This window comes from Paenibacillus thiaminolyticus (assembly GCF_003591545.1).
Taxonomy (GTDB): Bacteria; Bacillota; Bacilli; order Paenibacillales; family Paenibacillaceae; genus Paenibacillus_B; species Paenibacillus_B thiaminolyticus_A.
On sequence record NZ_QYZD01000002.1, the window covers coordinates 219,468 to 237,619 of the forward strand.

14 protein-coding genes and 1 pseudogene are annotated in these 18,152 nt (G+C 54.9%); all 15 read right to left on the reverse strand.

Features of this window, described 5'->3' with window-relative positions; genetic code table 11:
• Window positions 1-882 (reverse strand): ABC transporter ATP-binding protein, encoded by an 882-nt coding sequence (locus tag DQX05_RS03930; RefSeq protein WP_119791050.1) that lies wholly within the window; start codon window positions 880-882, stop codon window positions 1-3.
• A gap of 3 nt (window positions 883-885) precedes the next feature.
• Window positions 886-3,768 carry an ABC transporter permease gene (locus DQX05_RS03935; RefSeq protein WP_119791051.1) on the reverse strand — a complete coding sequence of 961 codons (2,883 nt, stop codon included), beginning with the start codon at window positions 3,766-3,768 and terminating at the stop codon, window positions 886-888.
• A gap of 1 nt (window position 3,769) precedes the next feature.
• The gene (locus DQX05_RS03940) at window positions 3,770-4,855 is read right to left on the reverse strand and encodes an efflux RND transporter periplasmic adaptor subunit (protein WP_119791053.1); all 1,086 of its coding nucleotides are present in this window, start codon (window positions 4,853-4,855) and stop codon (window positions 3,770-3,772) included.
• Complete coding sequence (locus DQX05_RS03945; protein WP_259391768.1) at window positions 4,818-5,651, reverse strand: ABC transporter ATP-binding protein; 834 nt, start codon at window positions 5,649-5,651, stop codon at window positions 4,818-4,820. Before DQX05_RS03945 ends, DQX05_RS03940 begins: the two co-directional genes overlap by 38 nt.
• 294 nt (window positions 5,652-5,945) lie before the next feature.
• On the reverse strand, window positions 5,946-7,037 hold the full coding sequence (tnpB, locus tag DQX05_RS03950; RefSeq protein WP_119791056.1) for an IS200/IS605 family element RNA-guided endonuclease TnpB: 1,092 nt from the start codon (window positions 7,035-7,037) through the stop codon (window positions 5,946-5,948).
• Between the two features lie 17 nt (window positions 7,038-7,054).
• A pseudogene (locus tag DQX05_RS03955) lies at window positions 7,055-7,204 on the reverse strand (transposase); the annotation flags it as partial.
• 236 nt (window positions 7,205-7,440) lie between these two features.
• The gene (gene pyrE, locus DQX05_RS03960; RefSeq protein ID WP_119791058.1) at window positions 7,441-8,079 is read right to left on the reverse strand and encodes an orotate phosphoribosyltransferase; all 639 of its coding nucleotides are present in this window, start codon (window positions 8,077-8,079) and stop codon (window positions 7,441-7,443) included.
• Window positions 8,080-8,081: 2 nt separating this feature from the next.
• Window positions 8,082-8,819, reverse strand: coding sequence for an orotidine-5'-phosphate decarboxylase (gene pyrF, locus DQX05_RS03965; RefSeq protein WP_119791060.1), 738 nt, complete (start codon window positions 8,817-8,819; stop codon window positions 8,082-8,084).
• A gap of 106 nt (window positions 8,820-8,925) precedes the next feature.
• Window positions 8,926-12,144, reverse strand: coding sequence for a carbamoyl-phosphate synthase large subunit (carB, locus tag DQX05_RS03970; protein ID WP_119791061.1), 3,219 nt, complete (start codon window positions 12,142-12,144; stop codon window positions 8,926-8,928).
• Window position 12,145: 1 nt separating this feature from the next.
• Window positions 12,146-13,276: a carbamoyl phosphate synthase small subunit gene (locus tag DQX05_RS03975; protein WP_119791063.1), complete on the reverse strand. Its 1,131-nt coding sequence runs from the start codon at window positions 13,274-13,276 to the stop codon at window positions 12,146-12,148.
• A 149-nt stretch (window positions 13,277-13,425) separates the two neighbouring features.
• Window positions 13,426-14,703 (reverse strand): dihydroorotase, encoded by a 1,278-nt coding sequence (locus tag DQX05_RS03980; protein ID WP_119791065.1) that lies wholly within the window; start codon window positions 14,701-14,703, stop codon window positions 13,426-13,428.
• Window positions 14,704-14,770: 67 nt separating this feature from the next.
• On the reverse strand, window positions 14,771-15,682 hold the full coding sequence (locus tag DQX05_RS03985) for an aspartate carbamoyltransferase catalytic subunit (RefSeq protein ID WP_119791067.1): 912 nt from the start codon (window positions 15,680-15,682) through the stop codon (window positions 14,771-14,773).
• A gap of 5 nt (window positions 15,683-15,687) precedes the next feature.
• A complete protein-coding gene (gene pyrR, locus DQX05_RS03990; RefSeq protein ID WP_006675656.1) occupies window positions 15,688-16,230 on the reverse strand; it encodes a bifunctional pyr operon transcriptional regulator/uracil phosphoribosyltransferase PyrR in 543 nt (180 codons plus the stop codon).
• A 374-nt stretch (window positions 16,231-16,604) separates the two neighbouring features.
• A complete protein-coding gene (locus DQX05_RS03995) occupies window positions 16,605-17,576 on the reverse strand; it encodes an RluA family pseudouridine synthase (protein WP_119791069.1) in 972 nt (323 codons plus the stop codon).
• A complete protein-coding gene (gene lspA, locus DQX05_RS04000; protein WP_119791071.1) occupies window positions 17,573-18,112 on the reverse strand; it encodes a signal peptidase II in 540 nt (179 codons plus the stop codon). The genes DQX05_RS03995 and lspA overlap by 4 nt, the downstream gene beginning before the upstream one ends.
• Window positions 18,113-18,152 lie beyond the last annotated feature (40 nt).

An 18,152-nucleotide genomic window follows, 5' to 3' on the forward strand; every position in this document is an offset into this window, starting at 1 on the left:
TTACCCCTCCAACTCTTTCGGTGTGCGGATAATAATTTTATCTCCGTCTATTTCCATAGATGCCTTATCTGTAATGTGGAGAGCCTCCAGGTACTCCTTCGGCACCTGCAGGCGTCCGACGCGGTCGACGACGACATACGCTTCATGATGATCCTGCAGTCCTTGCCCTGCAAAGCCTTGATCCTCACCCCCATCCAGATTCGGATTCCGTTTGATGAACTCGGTGCTCGTCAAGCCGTCGCGAATCGCGACGACCCGATCGACCTTGCCCGCCAGCGTCAGATCGTGGGTGACGATGACAACGGTAACCCCCATCTCCCGGTTCATGCGCCGGAAAATATCCATGATCATATCGGAAGTCTGCGTATCTACCGACCCTGTCGGTTCATCCGCTAGCAATAATTGGGGACGATTGGCCAGCGAGATGGCGATGGCTACCCGCTGCTGCTCCCCGCCGGAGAGCTGGTGTAGCTTGTTGTTCATCCGATGGCCCAGGCCGACCGCCTCCAGCAGCTCTTTCGCATAGGCGCGGTCCATCTTCCCTCCGAGCATCATCGGCACTTCCACATTTTCGAGCGCGGTCAAATAAGGAAGCAGATTCCTGGCATTGTTCTGCCATATAAATCCGACCGTATCCCGCTTGTATTCGACCAGCTGCTCATCGGTTATCTTCAGTAGATCCCATTTGCCGACCCGTACGGTGCCGGCAGAGGGACGGTCCAAGCCGCCCAACGTATTCAGCAATGTCGATTTGCCGCTGCCGCTGTTCCCGATGATCGCCATCAGTTCTCCTTGCTTGACGGTCAAGTTCAAGCCTTGCAGGGCCACGACTTCAATATCGTCTGTCTTGTATATTTTGACAAGGCCTTCACAATGAATCATCGCTTAACGCTCCTCTCCCATCTTCACGGCTTGATGCACCCGCAGGCGGCGAATCTGCATGAACAGCAGCGTTGCGCCCGTCAGCATCATGACCCCGACTACGACATACAGCTGCATCGTATCTTTCGCATCGAAAATGATTCGGAACGGTGGAACCTGCATCTTCGCATTTTCCGCAGATTGCAGGAACGGAAGGAACAGGCGGCTAGCCAACTTGCCGAGCAAAATGCCGATGCCGATCGATAAGCCCGCGGTGAAGATTTGCTCCAGCAGCAGCATCCCTGTCAGCTGCCGGCGCGACAGACCCATCGCCCGCAAAATCCCGAACTGCACGACACGGCTCGATAAGTTGAAGAACCAGTACAGCAAATACCCGATAAGCGAAATGATAACCGAGATCAGGAAGCCCATGCTCAGGATGCCGAAGATGCCTCCGCGGGTCGGATGCTTGCTCTGGATCGCCAGTTCATTGCGCACGTCCGTGAAGGTGACGATCTCGATGTTTGCTTTCTGAAGCTCTTCGATCGCCGGTCCAATCGGCGCTTTCTCCTTCATCTTCAGCCATACATCGTATTTCATGAGAGGCACCTGATCATAAATATATTCCAGATTCGTAATAAAGAATGGCGTCTGATCCGGATATTGACTTGGCCAATACGGCAGGATCGCCGCGACGACGAATTCTACCATCTGATCCTGAAGGGAGATCGAAATGACATCCCCCGGCTTCAACTGATACGTCTTCGCGATATTGGTCGGAATAATGACGGCTGCGCCCTCATAATACTTCCCTAACGCATCCAAATATGTAAACGGGTGCTGCGGGAATAAATCGTTCCGGAACCAGGCCACCTTCGCGAACTCGTCATTATCGATGCCTACGACCATCCCCTGACCGATAGAGCGTCCGGAGACAACCACATTTCCTTTCGCCTGCATCACTCTGGTTGCCGCCTCGACGCCCGGCAGCTTGCGGAACACTTCGAACGGCGGTTCGTTCAGAATTGTCTTCCCTTTCGGAGGTTGCTGCCCTCCAGGCCCGCCTGGGCTTCCCGGACCTCCGGCACCGCCTCCTCCATTGTTACCGCCTTGATTCCCCCCCTGATCCTTCCGATCAACAACGAGCGTGCTTTCCCAGACAGTCTCGATGACGACATCGGCGCCGTATTGATACAGCGTGCGTTCGGTTGAATTCGTGTCGATCGTCCGCGCCGCTGATGCGTTGTATACGCCTAGCCCGAGCGTCAAAATAAGCAAAATCATAAGCGGATAGTATGATTTGGCGGATCGGGACAGCTGCGTCAGCGTCAAGTAGAGCGGAACCGGCAGCAGCTTGCCGCCAATCCATTGGAACAGACGCAGCAGCAGCGGGAATAGCCGCAAAAAGAACAGTCCGCAAGCGAAAATCGCAAGCGCCGGAATAAAGAACAGGAACGGCTGCACTTGCAGCTGATCCGAGGTCATTCCCGTCTTGAACGACAGAAGCTGCTGCTGACTCAGCATATAATATCCATATCCAGCCGCCGCAAGCAGCAGAACATCAAGGAACCATTTTTGCCAGACCGGACTCTTATCCTTGCGGGCCAGCTTCTGCTTCAGATTGACGATCGACTGACGCGCGAACAGGACGGCCGGAATGACGCTGGCCATGAGCGCGATCAACACAGCGGCCGTACCGAAGATGACCGCGTCGGTCGTAAAGCCGACCGGAATCGATTTGCGGTTGACGAATTCAAGGAATCCGTTGGCCGATCCGATCGATTTGGCCATGAACCAGCCTATGAGCGGCGCAATCGCGAGCGCTACCGCCCCAAGTATAAGGCCCTCCAGCAAATAGAGCCATATAATTTGCCCCGTACTGGCGCCGCGGCTCCGCAGAACCGCAATGTCGCTTTGCTGCTTCTCCAATGCCTGATTGGCATTCATTGCTATGTAATAGAATACCATGGCGATCATCGGCGCCGCCAGCGTGAACAGCATCATTTGCAATTGGATGCTCTGGCTGCGGAACTGGTCCAGCACCTTTGCAAACGAGATCTCCACCTGTGTTCCGGGCAGCTTCTGGTACAGTTCGATGCCGAGACGATTCAGCGTCCGCTCCAGCGGTGACAAGTGACTGGTCTGCACTTCGCGCAAATCAAAGGCATAATACCAGCTCGACTGCTGCAAAGCGACTTTATGATCGCCCATAATCGACTTGCTCAAGGTGTCCGGCGAGACGATGAGCGAGCTCATCAATCCTTCCAGCCCCTGGAACCAATAGGCGCTCGTCTCATCCTTCGGCTTGAAGGTGCCGACGATCTTGACGCGCAGCGTCGTCGGATTATCGCCATAGATCGGATATTCCAGCTCCGCGCCGACATGCAGGTCGTTCCGGTACATCGCTTCCTCGAGCATAACCGCCTCGATGACGCCTCCGGACTCTCCGTCTGCATACAGCTTGCCATTCGTCCATTCAACCTTGTCATCCAGGTCTGACAGGGAGCCTAACGTCATCGAACGCACCCTGCTCGCATCGACCTTCGTCGGATCGACCGGATATACTTCCGTCGTGCGGAGAACGCGCAAGTTGACGAATTCCTGAACCGGGAATCCGATCTGATCCTTCACGTCCTCCCGGATATACCGGTCGACCTCCTGCAGCGCGTTCGGATCAACCTTCGCTCCGCTCGAGCCTTGATACCTCATCAACAACGAACCCGCCGGCAATCCCCCGCTGTTCTCCTGCAGCGTCTTCGTTACGACACGCTTTAACGCCCCGTCGGAGTACATCGGGATGCTGACCGTAAAAGAGACCGCGACGATGAGCCCTACCAACGTGCTCACCGTCAGCCAGCGGGTATTCCACATTTTACGGAACAAAAAACGCAGTAACGGAATTCCCATATTATCGGCCCACTACTTTCTGCCCCGGTTCAAGTCCGGCTATTATTTGAATCTCGGTCGGCCGCTGCACTCCAACCTCGACATCGACTTCCCGCTTGCCGTTCTCGTCGGCGACCTGTACGTAGGTCCGGGAACCGATCGTGCGCAAAGCGGAAGGAGGAATGACGATAGCGTCCTTAATCTTGTTCGTCACGACAGTGACGCTAAGCATCGTGCCTCGGGTTACTCCCTTCGGCAGCTTCTCCACCTCGATCGTCATATACTTATCGATCCGATCCTGTTCCGGCTGGTCGCCCTGACCGCCCCCATTATTGTCGTTCGATGGCAGCGGAAGCGCCTTGACCTTGCCCTTAATGACGCCTTCAACCGAGTTGATGCTGACCTCGGCTTCCATCCCCGGAGTGATGCGCTTCAGATCGTCCTTCGACGGCTGCGCGGCTACGGTCAGCCGGGTCGTATCCGCGACAATCGCCACCGGATCGTATTTCTTCGACATCGCGCCCTTCTTCGCCGTCAACGACACGATCGTGCCCGTGAACGGAGCGGTGAGCGTCGCCTTATCAATATCCGTCTGAAGATCGGCAAGCTCCTGCTGCTTCTGCTCGAACAAAATCTGCGCTTCCTCGAATTCGACCGGATCCATCTCGTCTTTTTTGCGCAGCGTTTCCTTCATCTTCACTTCTTCGGCCCGCAGCTGCAGACGCTTCTGGCGCAGATCCTTTTGCAGATCATCCACGTCAAGCTCCGCAATAACCTGGCCCTTTTTGACCGAATCGCCGTTCTTGACATAAATGTTCTTAATCGGTTTGTTGTCCAGCGTGAAGAACAAGATATCTTCCTGATCAGACATCAATTTGCCCGTCATGGAGACAGGCACAATCATATCCTTCCGAATCACTTCATATTCCGGCTTCTTCGAAACCGAAGGCGGTGTGATGGTCGGCACCACTTCCTCTTCAACTTCATCCGGCAGAAGAGAGCAGGCGGACGTGAACAGCAGCATGCCGCACATCAGTGCCAAAGCGGCACGGCGCCATTTGCGGGCGCTTCTAGGTGATGAATCTTCCGTCGACCATTTCATAAACATGATCAGCTACCTCCAAAATTGTGGGATCGTGGGTGGTCATACAGATGGCGATTTGTTCCGAACGAATGATTTGCCGGAATACGCCCATGACCTGAGCCCCCATTTGTGAATCCAATTCCGCTGTCGGCTCATCGGCCAATAACAGCAGCGGCTTATGAGCAATCGATTTGGCTATCGCAACCCGCTGTTGCTCTCCCCCCGACATCTCGAAGGGACGGTGGCTCATGCGCTTGCCCAATCCAACCATCTCAAGGCAATATTGGACCCGCTCCTTCCATAAATGACGGGGCACGTTAGCCATACGCAGCGACAATTCAACGTTCTCATAAGCGGACAATAGCGGCATAAGTGCATAAGCTTGGAAAATGAACCCGATCTCACTGCGTCGCGTCGCGGTGCGCTTGTCATCGCTCCATGTCGAGAACGGCTCCCCTCGGAACCGGATCTCTCCCTTCGTGGGCAGATCGAGCCCTCCAAGCATGTTCAACAGTGTCGTCTTCCCAGAGCCGGAACGGCCCTTCAGCATAACCAATTGACCCGGGTGCACTTCCATCTCGATTCCTTTGAGTACATGCAGCTTCTGGCTGCCAACCTGGAACGTCCGCTCAACCGCCCGGACTTCCAGAAGCGGTTGATCCGGAGAGATCGGGTGGGCTCGGGCAGGCCATGCTGCAGTTTGTGTCTTGTCCTCTATGTATTCCGTCTTCTCTTGCGCCACTTCTTCCTGCTCGTTCGCCGCGAGAGCCGGGGATGCCTCGGCACGGTCTGACTTCTTCCGTTTGCGAAGCCATTTCATTACATTATTCGCCCCTTTCTCGGACATGTCGTCAAAAACTCAACCTAAGTATAAACGATGGAAAAGAAAGAAAAGTTACAATCTTTGTAATGCTAGTCCCGCCGCTTCCATCAAAAGATGGGGTTGTCTAACTTCCGATCATTTCCTGTTTATACTACTACGTTATACTCTTTTTTTCTGTTAAATGTTTGTCTTGACACTCCCCATGCCTTAAAGGCAGGGGATTCTTGGGTAGTCACTCCTAACGGAGTGAAAGCCACCAAGCTATCCCTGTGTGTCCCACAGTTCAGTTGGCTATGCCAACAGCCGAAGTCCTTCCTGCTCAATATTGATTGCAGCGTTTTCGTCACGATCGTGCTTAGCACCACATTTCGGGCAATTCCATTCTCGCAAGTTGAGGTTTTTCACGTCTTTATTGCGGTATCCACAATTTGGAGTGGAGCAGAGTTGGCTTGAAGGGAATTGCTTCCCAACGATGGAGATGGTTCGACCGTACCATTCCGTCTTATACTCTAGCATCGTACGAAACATAGACCACGAAGCATCTGCAATGGATTTTGCTAACTTGTGGTTTTTGAGCATATTTTCCACTTGCAAGTCCTCCAAACAGATCACTTGGTTTTCGTTAATCAACTTGGTTGACAGCTTATGTAGGAAGTCATTGCGGGTATTTGCGATCTTCTCATGCAAGCAAGCCACTTTGAGGCGTGCTTTGTAACGGTTTTTACCGCCTTTTTGTCTGCGTGAGTGAATTCGTTGCCACTTCGCCAATTGTTTTTCATACTTACGATAGTACTTGGGGTTCGCCACCTTCTCACCAGTAGAGAGAATAGCGAAATCCATGAGGCCAAGATCAACTCCTACGGTCTGTTCGATTTGCGGATGTGGTTGAATCTCTGTCTCGCACAAAACCGACACAAAATATTTTCCCGAAGGATTTCGTCTGATCGTAGCCGACAGGATGCGTCCCTCGACTTCTCTTGATTTGGCAAACGCAACCCATCCAAGTTTAGGAAGTTTGATGCATTTTCCTTCCATTTTGATATTCATTTTGCATGTGTAGGATTGTTTCGGGTTCTTCTTGCTTTTGAATTTGGGATAGCCTTTTTTCTCTTTGAAAAACTTTTTGTAGGAGGAATCCAAATCTTTCAAAGCGGATTGCAGGGCAGTCGAATCCACTTCTTGTAACCATTCAATCTCTTTTTTAAGTTGTGTGAGCATGGCAGAACATTCGTGGTAATTGAGCGTTTTCTTTTCCTGTTCGTAAGCATCTTTTCGTCTTGCGAGGAAGTGATTGAATACAAAGCGGGAACACCCAATCGTTTTGTTGATGAGAGCAGCTTGTTTTTTGTTCGGATACAAACGGAATTTGTAGGCTCTGTGCATTTCAATCACTCCTTTCTTTTTGAGACGCAATAGCCAAAGTCCATCGGAAAAACTCTGGATGCAGAGCCCTTCAAATGTTTCACGACTCGGTGAATTCCGAATTGCGGGTCACACTTTATGACCAAGTGAACGTAGTCAGGGATGCTCTCCATTTCAACAATTTCCGCGCATTACCTATGGCTAATTGTACCATATGACGTTAGATGCAGTGTGTCTATCCAACAACAATCAACCAAACAAACAACTCCTTTTTGGTTTGCTCTTAGCACCCCCAGAGGGGATGCAGAGCAAAGTTCCTTACATCCCCATAGCTAAAGCAATGAGGTTTTACGACACGAATGATAAAAGAAAAAAACCTAACCGTTTTGTCGGTTAGGCTCAATTGATGTCGCTGCCAAGCAATTTAATGGCCCCAGGCAGCCGGGCTGACGCGCCAAGATGCCAATACATCGAGATCCGCTGCTTGAATGACGCCCGCTTCCAGAGCCGTCTCGATGAGCGCGGTATAGCGGGACAGCGTATGAAGCGGGATTCCGGCTTCCCAGAACGCCTGCTCCGCTTTTTCCAGCTCATAGCTGAAGATGGCGAATACGGCAAGCGGCTCCGCCCCCGCTTCCTGGACGGCCATCGCCGCTTTGAGCGAGCTGCCCCCGGTCGAGATTAGATCTTCGATAACGACGACCTTCTGTCCCGGACGAATCAGGCCTTCGATCTGATTCTGCTTCCCGTGTCCCTTCGCCTTGTCGCGAATGTAAGCCATGGGCAGCCCCAGCTGGTCCGCAACCCAGGCTGCATGCGGAATGCCGGCGGTCGCCGTCCCGGCGATGACTTCCGCATCCGGCGCATATTCCTTGATCAGGGATGCGAAGCCTTCCGCGATGGCCCCCCGAATCTCAGGGTACGACATTGTCAAGCGATTATCGCAGTAGATAGGGGACTTGATTCCGGACGTCCAGGTGAAAGGCTCATGCGGCCGCAGCGCCACCGCTTCTATAGATAACAAATGTCCGGCAATCTCACGTTCTCTCTTCGTCGTTGTCATCGTTACATCAACTCCTCGATAATGGATAGTAAGGCTGCCCGTGGATCCTCCGCTTCCGTAATCGGCCGGCCGACGACGATATAATCCGTGCCATGCCGCATCGCTTCCGCTGGAGTCATCACGCGGGACTGATCCTGAAGCGGAGCGCCCTTGGGCCGGATGCCCGGCGTAACGGTGCGGAACGAATCGCCGCAGGCCGCCTTGATGCTCTTCACTTCATGCGGAGAAGCGACGACTCCATCGAGTCCGGCTTCCTGCGTCAGCTTCGCATAGCGGACGACGGTCTCTTCGACCGTGCCGGGAATTCCAATCTCTTCATTCATGACTTCGTTATTGGTGCTCGTGAGCTGCGTAACGGCGATAATCACCGGACGCGGCAGCGAAGGGTCGGCCGTGCGGGCCGCTTCGACGCCCTCGATGGCCGCCTGCATCATCTTTTTGCCTCCGGCCGCATGAACGTTGAACATGTCGACGCCCAGCTTCGCAATGCTGTTCGCGCCACCCTTGACCGTATTCGGAATGTCATGCATTTTCACATCCAAGAACACACTGTACCCGCGCTCCTTGAGCTCGCGGATGAAGGAGGGGCCGCCCGCGTAGAACAGCTGCATGCCTACCTTCATATAGCAAGGAATGCCCTCCAGTTGCTCAATAAGACAATGGGCCTCCACCGTCCCGTCATAATCCAGCGCGACCATCACTTGGCTCGCTGCCTGTTCAAATGATACCGTATCACTCATTTTCTGCCCCCCGCTCATCGTTCATACTTTCCGCTGCATGCGCATCCCGCCAATCGGGGAGGCCCGCAGGCCTCCCCGATTGCTTTCGCGCATCTATATCTGTTCGTTATTTCCGGATGGCCGGCATCGGACGCGAAGAGAAGTTAATCTGCTCCAGCATCTCGAGCAGCGCGCGCACCGTATCCAGCGAGGTCATGCAGACGACGCCGTTCTCCACCGCCTCGCGGCGGATGCGGAAGCCATCCCGTTCCGGAGTCTTGCCCTTCGTCAGCGTATTGACGACGAAATGGGCTTCCCCGTTCCGGATGAGGTCGAGAATATTCGGATTCCCTTCCGTCAGCTTGTTGACGCGCTTGACGTTCAACCCCGCTTCCTCCAGCGCCGTAGCGGTCCCGCCGGTCGCTATCAGCTTATAGCCGAGAGCGGCGAAGCCGCTCATCAATTGCACCGCTTCTTCCTTGTCCTTATCCGCCACCGTGCAAATAATGGCGCCGGTTGTCGGTATCTTCATACCCGAACCGATGAGGCCCTTGTAGAGCGCTTTGGCATACTGCTTGTCACGACCCATCACTTCCCCGGTCGACTTCATCTCCGGTCCGAGCGTCGGCTCGACCCGGCGCAGCTTGGCGAAGGAGAAGACCGGCACCTTCACCGAGACATGGTCGTCTTCCGGCCACAGGCCTTCCTGATACCCGAGGCCGTTCAGCTTCGCGCCAAGAATGAGCTTGGTCGCGACGTTGGCCATCGGAATATTGGTTACCTTGCTCAGGAACGGCACCGTACGGGACGAGCGCGGATTGACCTCGATGACATAAACTTGATTTTGATAGATTACGAACTGAATATTGATAAGTCCAATCGTCTTCAATTCCTTCGCGATGCGAATCGTAATGTCAACCACCTGCTGCTGCAGCTCCTGGGATAGATGCTGTGGCGGGTAGACCGCAATCGAGTCGCCCGAGTGTACCCCGGCCCGCTCCACATGCTCCATAATACCCGGAATGAGCACCGTGTCGCCGTCGCAAATCGCATCGACCTCGACTTCCTTGCCCAGCATATAGCGGTCGATAAGGACCGGATGCTCCGGATTGATTTTAACCGCATATTCCATATAGTTGAGCAGCTCTGTATCCGAGTAGACGATTTCCATCGCGCGTCCGCCGAGGACGTAGGACGGACGGACAAGCACCGGATACCCGATGCGCTGTGCCGTGCCGACCGCTTCGTCGACCGATGTGACGGTGCTTCCGGTCGGCTGCGCGATGCCGAGGCGCGACAAGAGCGCTTCGAACTTTTTGCGGTCCTCCGCTTCATCGATGCTCTCCAGGCTGGAGCCGAGAATCCGCACCCCTGCCTTCGCGAGCGGAGCCGCCAAGTTAATTGCGGTCTGGCCGCCGAACTGGACGATGACGCCGACCGGCTGCTCCTGCTCGATGAGATTCATGACGTCTTCGAAGAACAGCGGCTCGAAGTAGAGCCGATCCGATGTGTTGAAGTCAGTCGAGACCGTCTCCGGATTGTTATTGATGATGACCGCCTCATAGCCTGCGTCCTGGATAGCCCATACCGCATGCACGGTCGAATAGTCGAATTCAATCCCTTGCCCGATCCGAATCGGGCCGGAGCCGAGGACGAGAATCTTCTCTTTCTCGGTAGGCATGACTTCATTCTCCGTCTCGTAGGTCGAGTAATAGTACGGAGTGGAAGCTTCGAATTCCGCCGCGCAAGTATCTACCATTTTATAGACCGGCCGGAGACCAAGCTCCTTGCGTAGCGCGGATACCTCTGCTTCCGTCGTGTGGGCCAGGCCCGGATGGGCTGCTTGGCGAAGCTCCGCAATGGCGCGGTCCGTGAAGCCCATGCGCTTCGCCTCATAGAGTGTCTGCTCGCTCAGAGCCGACTCTTCCTTAATCCGCGCTTCAAAGGCGATGATGCCTTCAATTTTATCCAGGAACCACCAGTCAATCTTCGTGATATCATGCAGACGCTGCAGCTCATAACCGCGGCGGAACGCTTCCGCAAGCAGGAACAGCCGCTCATCGTCCGGTGATTTGAGGCGTGCTTCCAGCTCGTCATTATCGAGCTGCTCCGCTTCCGGCAAGTACAGGCGATGGACGCCGATTTCGAGCGAGCGCACCGCTTTGTGCATCGATTCCTCGAACGTCCTGCCAATCGCCATCACTTCCCCGGTCGCCTTCATCTGAGTGCCGAGCTTCCGGTTCGCTTGCGTGAATTTATCGAACGGCCAGCGCGGAATTTTTGATACGATATAGTCCAGTGTTGGCTCGAAGCATGCATAAGTCTGTCCCGTAACCGGATTTACTATCTCATCCAGCGTGTAGCCGACCGCGATTTTGGCGGCCATCTTCGCAATCGGGTAGCCCGTCGCCTTGGACGCAAGCGCCGACGAACGGCTTACCCGCGGATTCACTTCAATGACATAGTATTGATAGCTGTGCGGGTCCAGTGCGAACTGCACGTTGCAACCGCCCTCGATGTTGAGCGCGCGGATGATTTTGAGCGAGGCGGAACGCAGCATCTGGTACTCCCGATCCGACAGCGTCTGGCTTGGCGCCACGACGATGCTGTCGCCCGTGTGCACGCCTACCGGGTCGAAGTTCTCCATATTACAGACGACAATGCAGTTATCATTGGCGTCGCGCATGACTTCGTACTCGATTTCCTTCATGCCAGCGATGCTCTTCTCAATCAGACATTGGCCAATCGGGCTGTAGCGAATGCCGGAGGCGACGATGTCGCGCAGCTCTTCTTCGTTGTCGCAGATGCCTCCGCCTGTGCCGCCCAGCGTATAGGCAGGTCGTACAATAATCGGATAGCCGATGCTGTTCGCGAACTCGACCGCTTCCTCCACCGACGTCACGATCGTGCTCTCCGGCACCGGCTGCTCCAGCTCGCGCATCAGCTCGCGGAACATATCCCGGTCTTCGGCACGTTCAATCGCTTCGAGCTGCGTGCCGAGCAGCTTTACATTTTCCTGCTCAAGCACGTCTGCGCGCGCCAGCTCGACCGCCATGTTGAGCCCGGTCTGCCCGCCGAGCGTCGGCAGCAAGCCGTCGGGACGCTCCTGGCGAATGATTTGAGTGACGAAATCAAGCGTAATCGGCTCAATATATACTTTGTCCGCCATATTGGTATCGGTCATAATCGTAGCCGGGTTGCTGTTGATAAGCACCACTTCGATGCCCTCTTCCTTCAATGCCTGACAGGCCTGCGTTCCGGCGTAATCGAACTCTGCCGCCTGGCCGATGACAATCGGCCCGGAACCGATGACGAGTATTTTTTTGAGGTCTGTATTCTTCGGCATATTAACGCGCTCCTTTCAGCTGTGCGGCAAGTTCCGCCTGACGCGGTACCGATGTCCGATGGCTCTGATGCTCGCGAATCATAGCGAGGAATTGGTCGAACAGATAGCTGCTGTCATACGGTCCCGGTGAAGCTTCCGGATGATACTGCACCGAGAAGGCAGGCGCCGTCGCATGCTTCAACCCTTCGATCGTCTTGTCGTTATTATTGATATGGGTAACCTGCAGGTCCGTGCCCTTGACGGATTCCTCCACTACGGTATAGCCATGATTTTGCGATGTAATATAGCAGCGGTTCGTCGCCAGCTCTTTGACCGGGTGGTTGCCGCCGCGGTGTCCGAACTTCAGCCGGCCGGTATCCGCTCCGCAAGCGAGCGCGAAGATTTGATGGCCGAGGCAGATGCCGAACAGCGGGAATTCCCCGATAAGCTCGCGGACGGTGGCTACCGCATGCGGCACATCTTTCGGATCCCCGGGCCCGTTCGACAATTGGATGCCGTCCGGACGAAGGCGCCGAATCTCATCGGCCGTCGTGTCATGAGGCACGACGACGACATCGCAGCCGCGCTTCGTCAGCTCTCTGAGAATTCCGCTCTTTGCGCCGTAATCAACCAGTACGACGCGAGGGCCCTCTCCAGGGCAGGAGTAAATATGCTTCGTAGAAGTGAGCGCAACCTGGTCCGTACGCGATTCCGTGCCGCCAAGCCGTTCCATCAGCGCTTCGACCGGCTCGCTCCCTGTCGTTAGGAGCCCCTTCATCGTGCCGTAGTGACGGAGCTTGCGCGTCAACATCCGCGTATCGATGCCGCTGATGCCGACCACGCCGTATTCCTTCAGCAGGCGGTCGACCGAATATTCGGCACGCCAGTTGCTGGGCACCAGCTCATGACGGCGGACGACGAAGCCGTGCACATACGGGCGAATCGCCTCGAAGTCATCCCGGGTAATGCCGTAATTGCCGATAAGCGGATAGGTCATCGTCACAATTTGGCCGCAGTAGGACGGGTCGGACAGCACCTCCTGGTATCCTGTCATCCCAGTGCTGAACACGACCTCTCCCGTCGTCTCACCGTCTGCGCCGAATCCGGCCCCCGTGAACAGCGTGCCATCCTCCAATAATAATCTAGCCTGCATATCTCTCACTCCTCGCTCTCTGCCGGTCCTTGCGGGACGGTCAATCTATCATGTCGGTATCCTGACAGCCAGAATACGAAGTCTTTGTATTGATTTTCATAAGGGTAAAAGGTCAATTGAGATGTATTGCGATAGAGTCCCAGGCCGAATTATTGCTTGCTCCATACGATGCGACCGTCGACCAGCGTCATGACCGGCCATCCCTTGAGCTTCCACCCCGTGAACGGCGTGTTCCGGCCTTTGGACAGGAACTCTTCCGGGTTCACCTCATGTTCCGCTTCCAGGTCTATCACCGTAATATCGGCAGGCGCTCCCGGCACCAACCGTCCGGCCGACAGTCCGAATACATTGGCCGGGTCCGTCGTCATCCGCCGGATGAGGAAGGACAACGTCCATTTCCCGGTCGCCACGAAGCGGGTATAGAGCAGCGGGAAGGCCGTCTCCAGACCGACGATGCCGAAGGGCGCAAGCTCCATTCCTTTGGCCTTCTCTTCTTCGCTATGCGGCGCATGGTCGGTGACGAGAATATCAATCGTTCCATCCTCCAGCCCTTCGATGCAAGCTGCGACGTCGCGAGGCGTGCGCAGCGGCGGGTTCATTTTCCAGTTCGTGTCCATTCCTGGAATATCTTCATCCGAGAGCAGCAGATGGTGCGGACATACTTCCGCAGTGACGCGAATGCCCAACTGCTTCGCCTGCCGGATAAGGCGTATCGATTGCTCCGTGCTAACGTGACACACATGATAATGGGCGCCTGTAGCTTCCGCCAGCAGAATGTCGCGGCCGACATGAATCGCTTCCGATTCATTCGGAATTCCCTTCAGTCCGTGCTTGCGGGCGAACTCTCCTTCGGTGACCGCCCGCCCCTTGACAAGCGAATCATCCTCGCAGTGGGCGATGACCGGCATGTCCAATTTCTTAGCTAGAGTCATGGCGTCCTTCATCACCTGTGCGTTCTGGACACCGACACCATCGTCAGTGAAGCCAATCGCGCCGGCTTCCTTCAAAGCGGCGAAGTCGGTCAGCTCCCGGCCCAGCTCATTGACCGTGATGGAGGCGTACGGAAGCACCTTCACGATGCCTTCCGCCTCCGCTTTGTCATAGATGGAGCGAATCATCTCCGGAGTGCCCAGCACCGGGCGAGTATTCGGCATGCAGGCAATGGTCGTAAATCCGCCTTTGGCAGCCGAACGCGTACCGGTTGCGATAGTTTCCTTATGTTCGAAGCCGGGCTCGCGCAGATGCACGTGCATATCGATGAAGCCCGCCGAGACGAATTTGCCTTGCACATCGCATACTTCGGCCGTTCCGGCCGGTTCCGAGCCGGCAGGAACGATTTTTTTGATTTGTCCATCCTCTATCCACAAATCCGCAAGCTGAAGTTCGCCTGCTTCATTTAATATGTTCGCATTAGCTATCACTAACATGATGACGATCCCCTCTCATCCCTGTACTTGATTCCGATAGTCCCACATGTTGACGCGCCCCTGTGGGTTACGCCATGGCCCGCTCCATAACCGCCATCCGTATCGGCACCCCATTAGCCATCTGGTCAAAGATGCGTGCCTGTTCGCATTCAACCACAGCGTCGTCGATTTCGACATTGCGGTTCACCGGAGCCGGATGCATAATGATGCTGTGTGGCTTCATCCCTTCAACGCGTTCAAGTGTCAATCCGTAATGGGTCCGATATTCCTCCGCCGGCCCGATCTTGTCACCTTGATGCCGCTCCAGCTGAAGGCGCAGCATCATGACGACATCGGCCTGCACGGCTTCTTCAATTGAGATGTACGGGGCATCCAGGTCGTTCGCCCGCATATGCTCCGGAGCGCAGAAGCTGACCTTCGCTCCGAACTTCCGCAGCGCCCACAGATTCGAGCGCGCGACCCGGCTATGCTGGATATCCCCCACGATAGTCACATTCAGACCGGACAGCTCTCCGAAATGCTTCCGCATCGTGTACATATCGAGAAGCGCCTGCGTCGGATGCTCGTTGTTGCCGTCTCCGGCATTCACAAGCGGCATCTTGACCCGCTCCGCAATTTGTTCCAAGAGACCTACCGGCTTCAAGCGGATAACGCCCGCATCCATCCCCATCGATTCGAGCGTCCGCACCGTATCATAGATGGACTCTCCTTTTTCCACACTGGAAGCCTGGGTCGTGAAATTAATGACTTCCGCGCCAAGCCGCTTCTCGGCCACCTCGAACGAACAGCGGGTTCGGGTGCTGCTCTCGAAGAACAGGTTCGTCGCGAATTTGTCCTTGAGCACATGACTTACTTTGTTGGGCTGACGATTCCAGTAATCGGCACGGTCCAAAATGGACTCCATCTCCTGCTTGCTCATCTCCTTCAAACCAAGCAAGCTCCGTTCTCTTATCGAACGCTCCAGTTGAACTACCGCCATGTTGATTACCCCCTGTGATGTATGATTTTCACTTCATCTGAACCATCGACTTCCTTCAAGGCAACTACAATCTCTTCGGTTCTAGAGGTAGGAACGTTCTTGCCCACATAATCCGGTCGTATCGGCAGCTCGCGGTGGCCGCGGTCCGCCAGGACAGCCAATTGAATCATTTGCGGCCGTCCTTGGTCCATCAAGGCGTCCATCGCTGCCCGAATGGTGCGACCCGTATACAGGACATCATCACACAGAATGATTTTCTTGTCGTGAATCGGGAAGGAGGCGCTGAGCTCGCCGTTCTGCTCCGGCTCGCGCTTGGCGTCATCGCGGTAGCGCGTAATATCCAGCTCCCCGACCGGGATATCCATATTCTCAATCTGCCGGATTCGTTCGGCAATCCGGTGCGCCAAGTAGATGCCGCGCGTGCGGATGCCAACCAGCACACAGTTGTCTATCCCCTTGTTCCGTTCCAGAATCTCATGTGTGATGCGGGTCAAGGCTCTTCGTATCGCTATCTCGTCCATAATGATGTTCCAATCCGCTGTACTCATGAATGCATAACTCCCTTCGCTTATCCGTTGCATTTGGCATGTTCCACAGAGGCGTTATTATTCACATCGCGGGGCACAAAAAAACTCCTTGCCCACAGGCAAGGAGTTCATTACTCGATGATAGCGCAGAAGGCCGCGACATCCAGCAAGAGACATGATGAAGAATACTCTGCTCACAGGCAGCCCATACTCCTCCGTTCTCTCGCGTCACGAATCTTCTCGTTACGAACGTTACCTTGCCAGCCTCTCGGGACTGATTTAAAGGTTCAATATTTGGTTCGCTATGAATTATCCCACTTTGCTCTCGACTTGTCAATACGTTTTCTCGAACCAGCGGGATATCTTCTCCGACTCCGCCCTGCCGGGGTTCCATCCTACCGGTTACGCAGCATGTAGAGCAGATGCTCCATATCGTCCGGCAGCGGAGCCTCGAACTGCTGCAGTTGGCCGCTTGCAGGATGAACGAAACCCAAGGTAGCCGCATGAAGGGCTTGGCCGTGCATCGTTATGCCGCGCACGCCGCGCGTATACATCGGATCACCGACGAGCGGATGGCCGATATATTTCATATGGACGCGGATCTGATGGGTTCTGCCCGTCTCCAGTTGCAGTTCAACCAAGGTGACATCCCCGAACCTCTCGGCCACCTGGAAATGAGTCACCGCCCGCTTGCTGTTGCGATCGGTCACCGCGAACATTTTCCGGTCATGCGGATCGCGGCCGATCGGAGCATCGATCGTGCCCTGATCATGCGCCAGATTGCCGTGAACGAGCGCCTTATATTTCCGCAGCACCGTATGAGCTTTGAGCTGTGCCGCCAGCTCCGTATGAGCGCGGTCGTTCTTTGCTGCCATCAGCAGGCCGGACGTATCCTTGTCGATGCGATGCACGATGCCGGGACGAAGCTCGCCGTTAATGCCGGACAGATCGCGGCAATGGTGCATAAGGGCGTTCACCACCGTTCCCGACAGATGACCTGGCGCGGGATGAACGACCATTCCGCGCGGTTTGTTGATGACGATGACATCGGCATCCTCGTAATAAATATCGAGCGGAATCTCCTCCGGGACGATATCCGTTGAGGCTGGTTCCGGAATCCGCAGCTCGATCTCGTCTCCGGCGCCAACCTTATAATTCGGCTTGACGCTCCGCCCGTTCACAAGCACATGAGCATCCCGAATCCAGAGCTGGACCTGCGAACGGGATACCGGTTCCTCCAACGATTCGGTTATGTATTTATCGATGCGCTCTCCGGCTTCCGCGTCGGTTACCGTCCATAACAGCACATCCTGTTCCAAGCCTTCTTGATTGTCTTCCTCCGACGATGTTGTTCGTAAGTCTGTCATTGTGTCGATCCTTCCTTCGATTGTCCGTCCTCTGGACGGCCATGCTCGGCTTCATGCCGTTGGATCTCGGCCTCGAGCGCCTTTTCCCGCTTCACGGACAGCATCGCGTCAAGCAGCACGAAGCCAACGCCGATCGTAATGCCCATGTCGGCGACATTGAAGATCGGGAACGTATACGATCCGAAATTGAATTGAAGAAAATCGACAACCTCGCCCGTCAGCAGCCGATCAAGGAAATTGCCGAGTGCTCCTCCAAGGATAAGGCTCAGGCCGATAGGCAAAATATGTCCTTGTTGATGCCGAATTTTGTACATATACCAAATAATGCCGGAAGCAACAATGATCGTGACAATGATGAAAAACCAACGCTGATCTTCAAGAATGCTGAACGCGGCTCCGGTATTGCGGTGCGACGTAATTAAGAAAAAATTGCCGATTACCGGAATTTGCTCATATAGCGTTAATCGGGTCGCGATAATCCATTTGGTGCCTTGATCGATGACGAACACGATCACAGCGATAATATAGTACCACACAGATAACTGTCACCTCATTTACAGGATGTAGGATGCACTC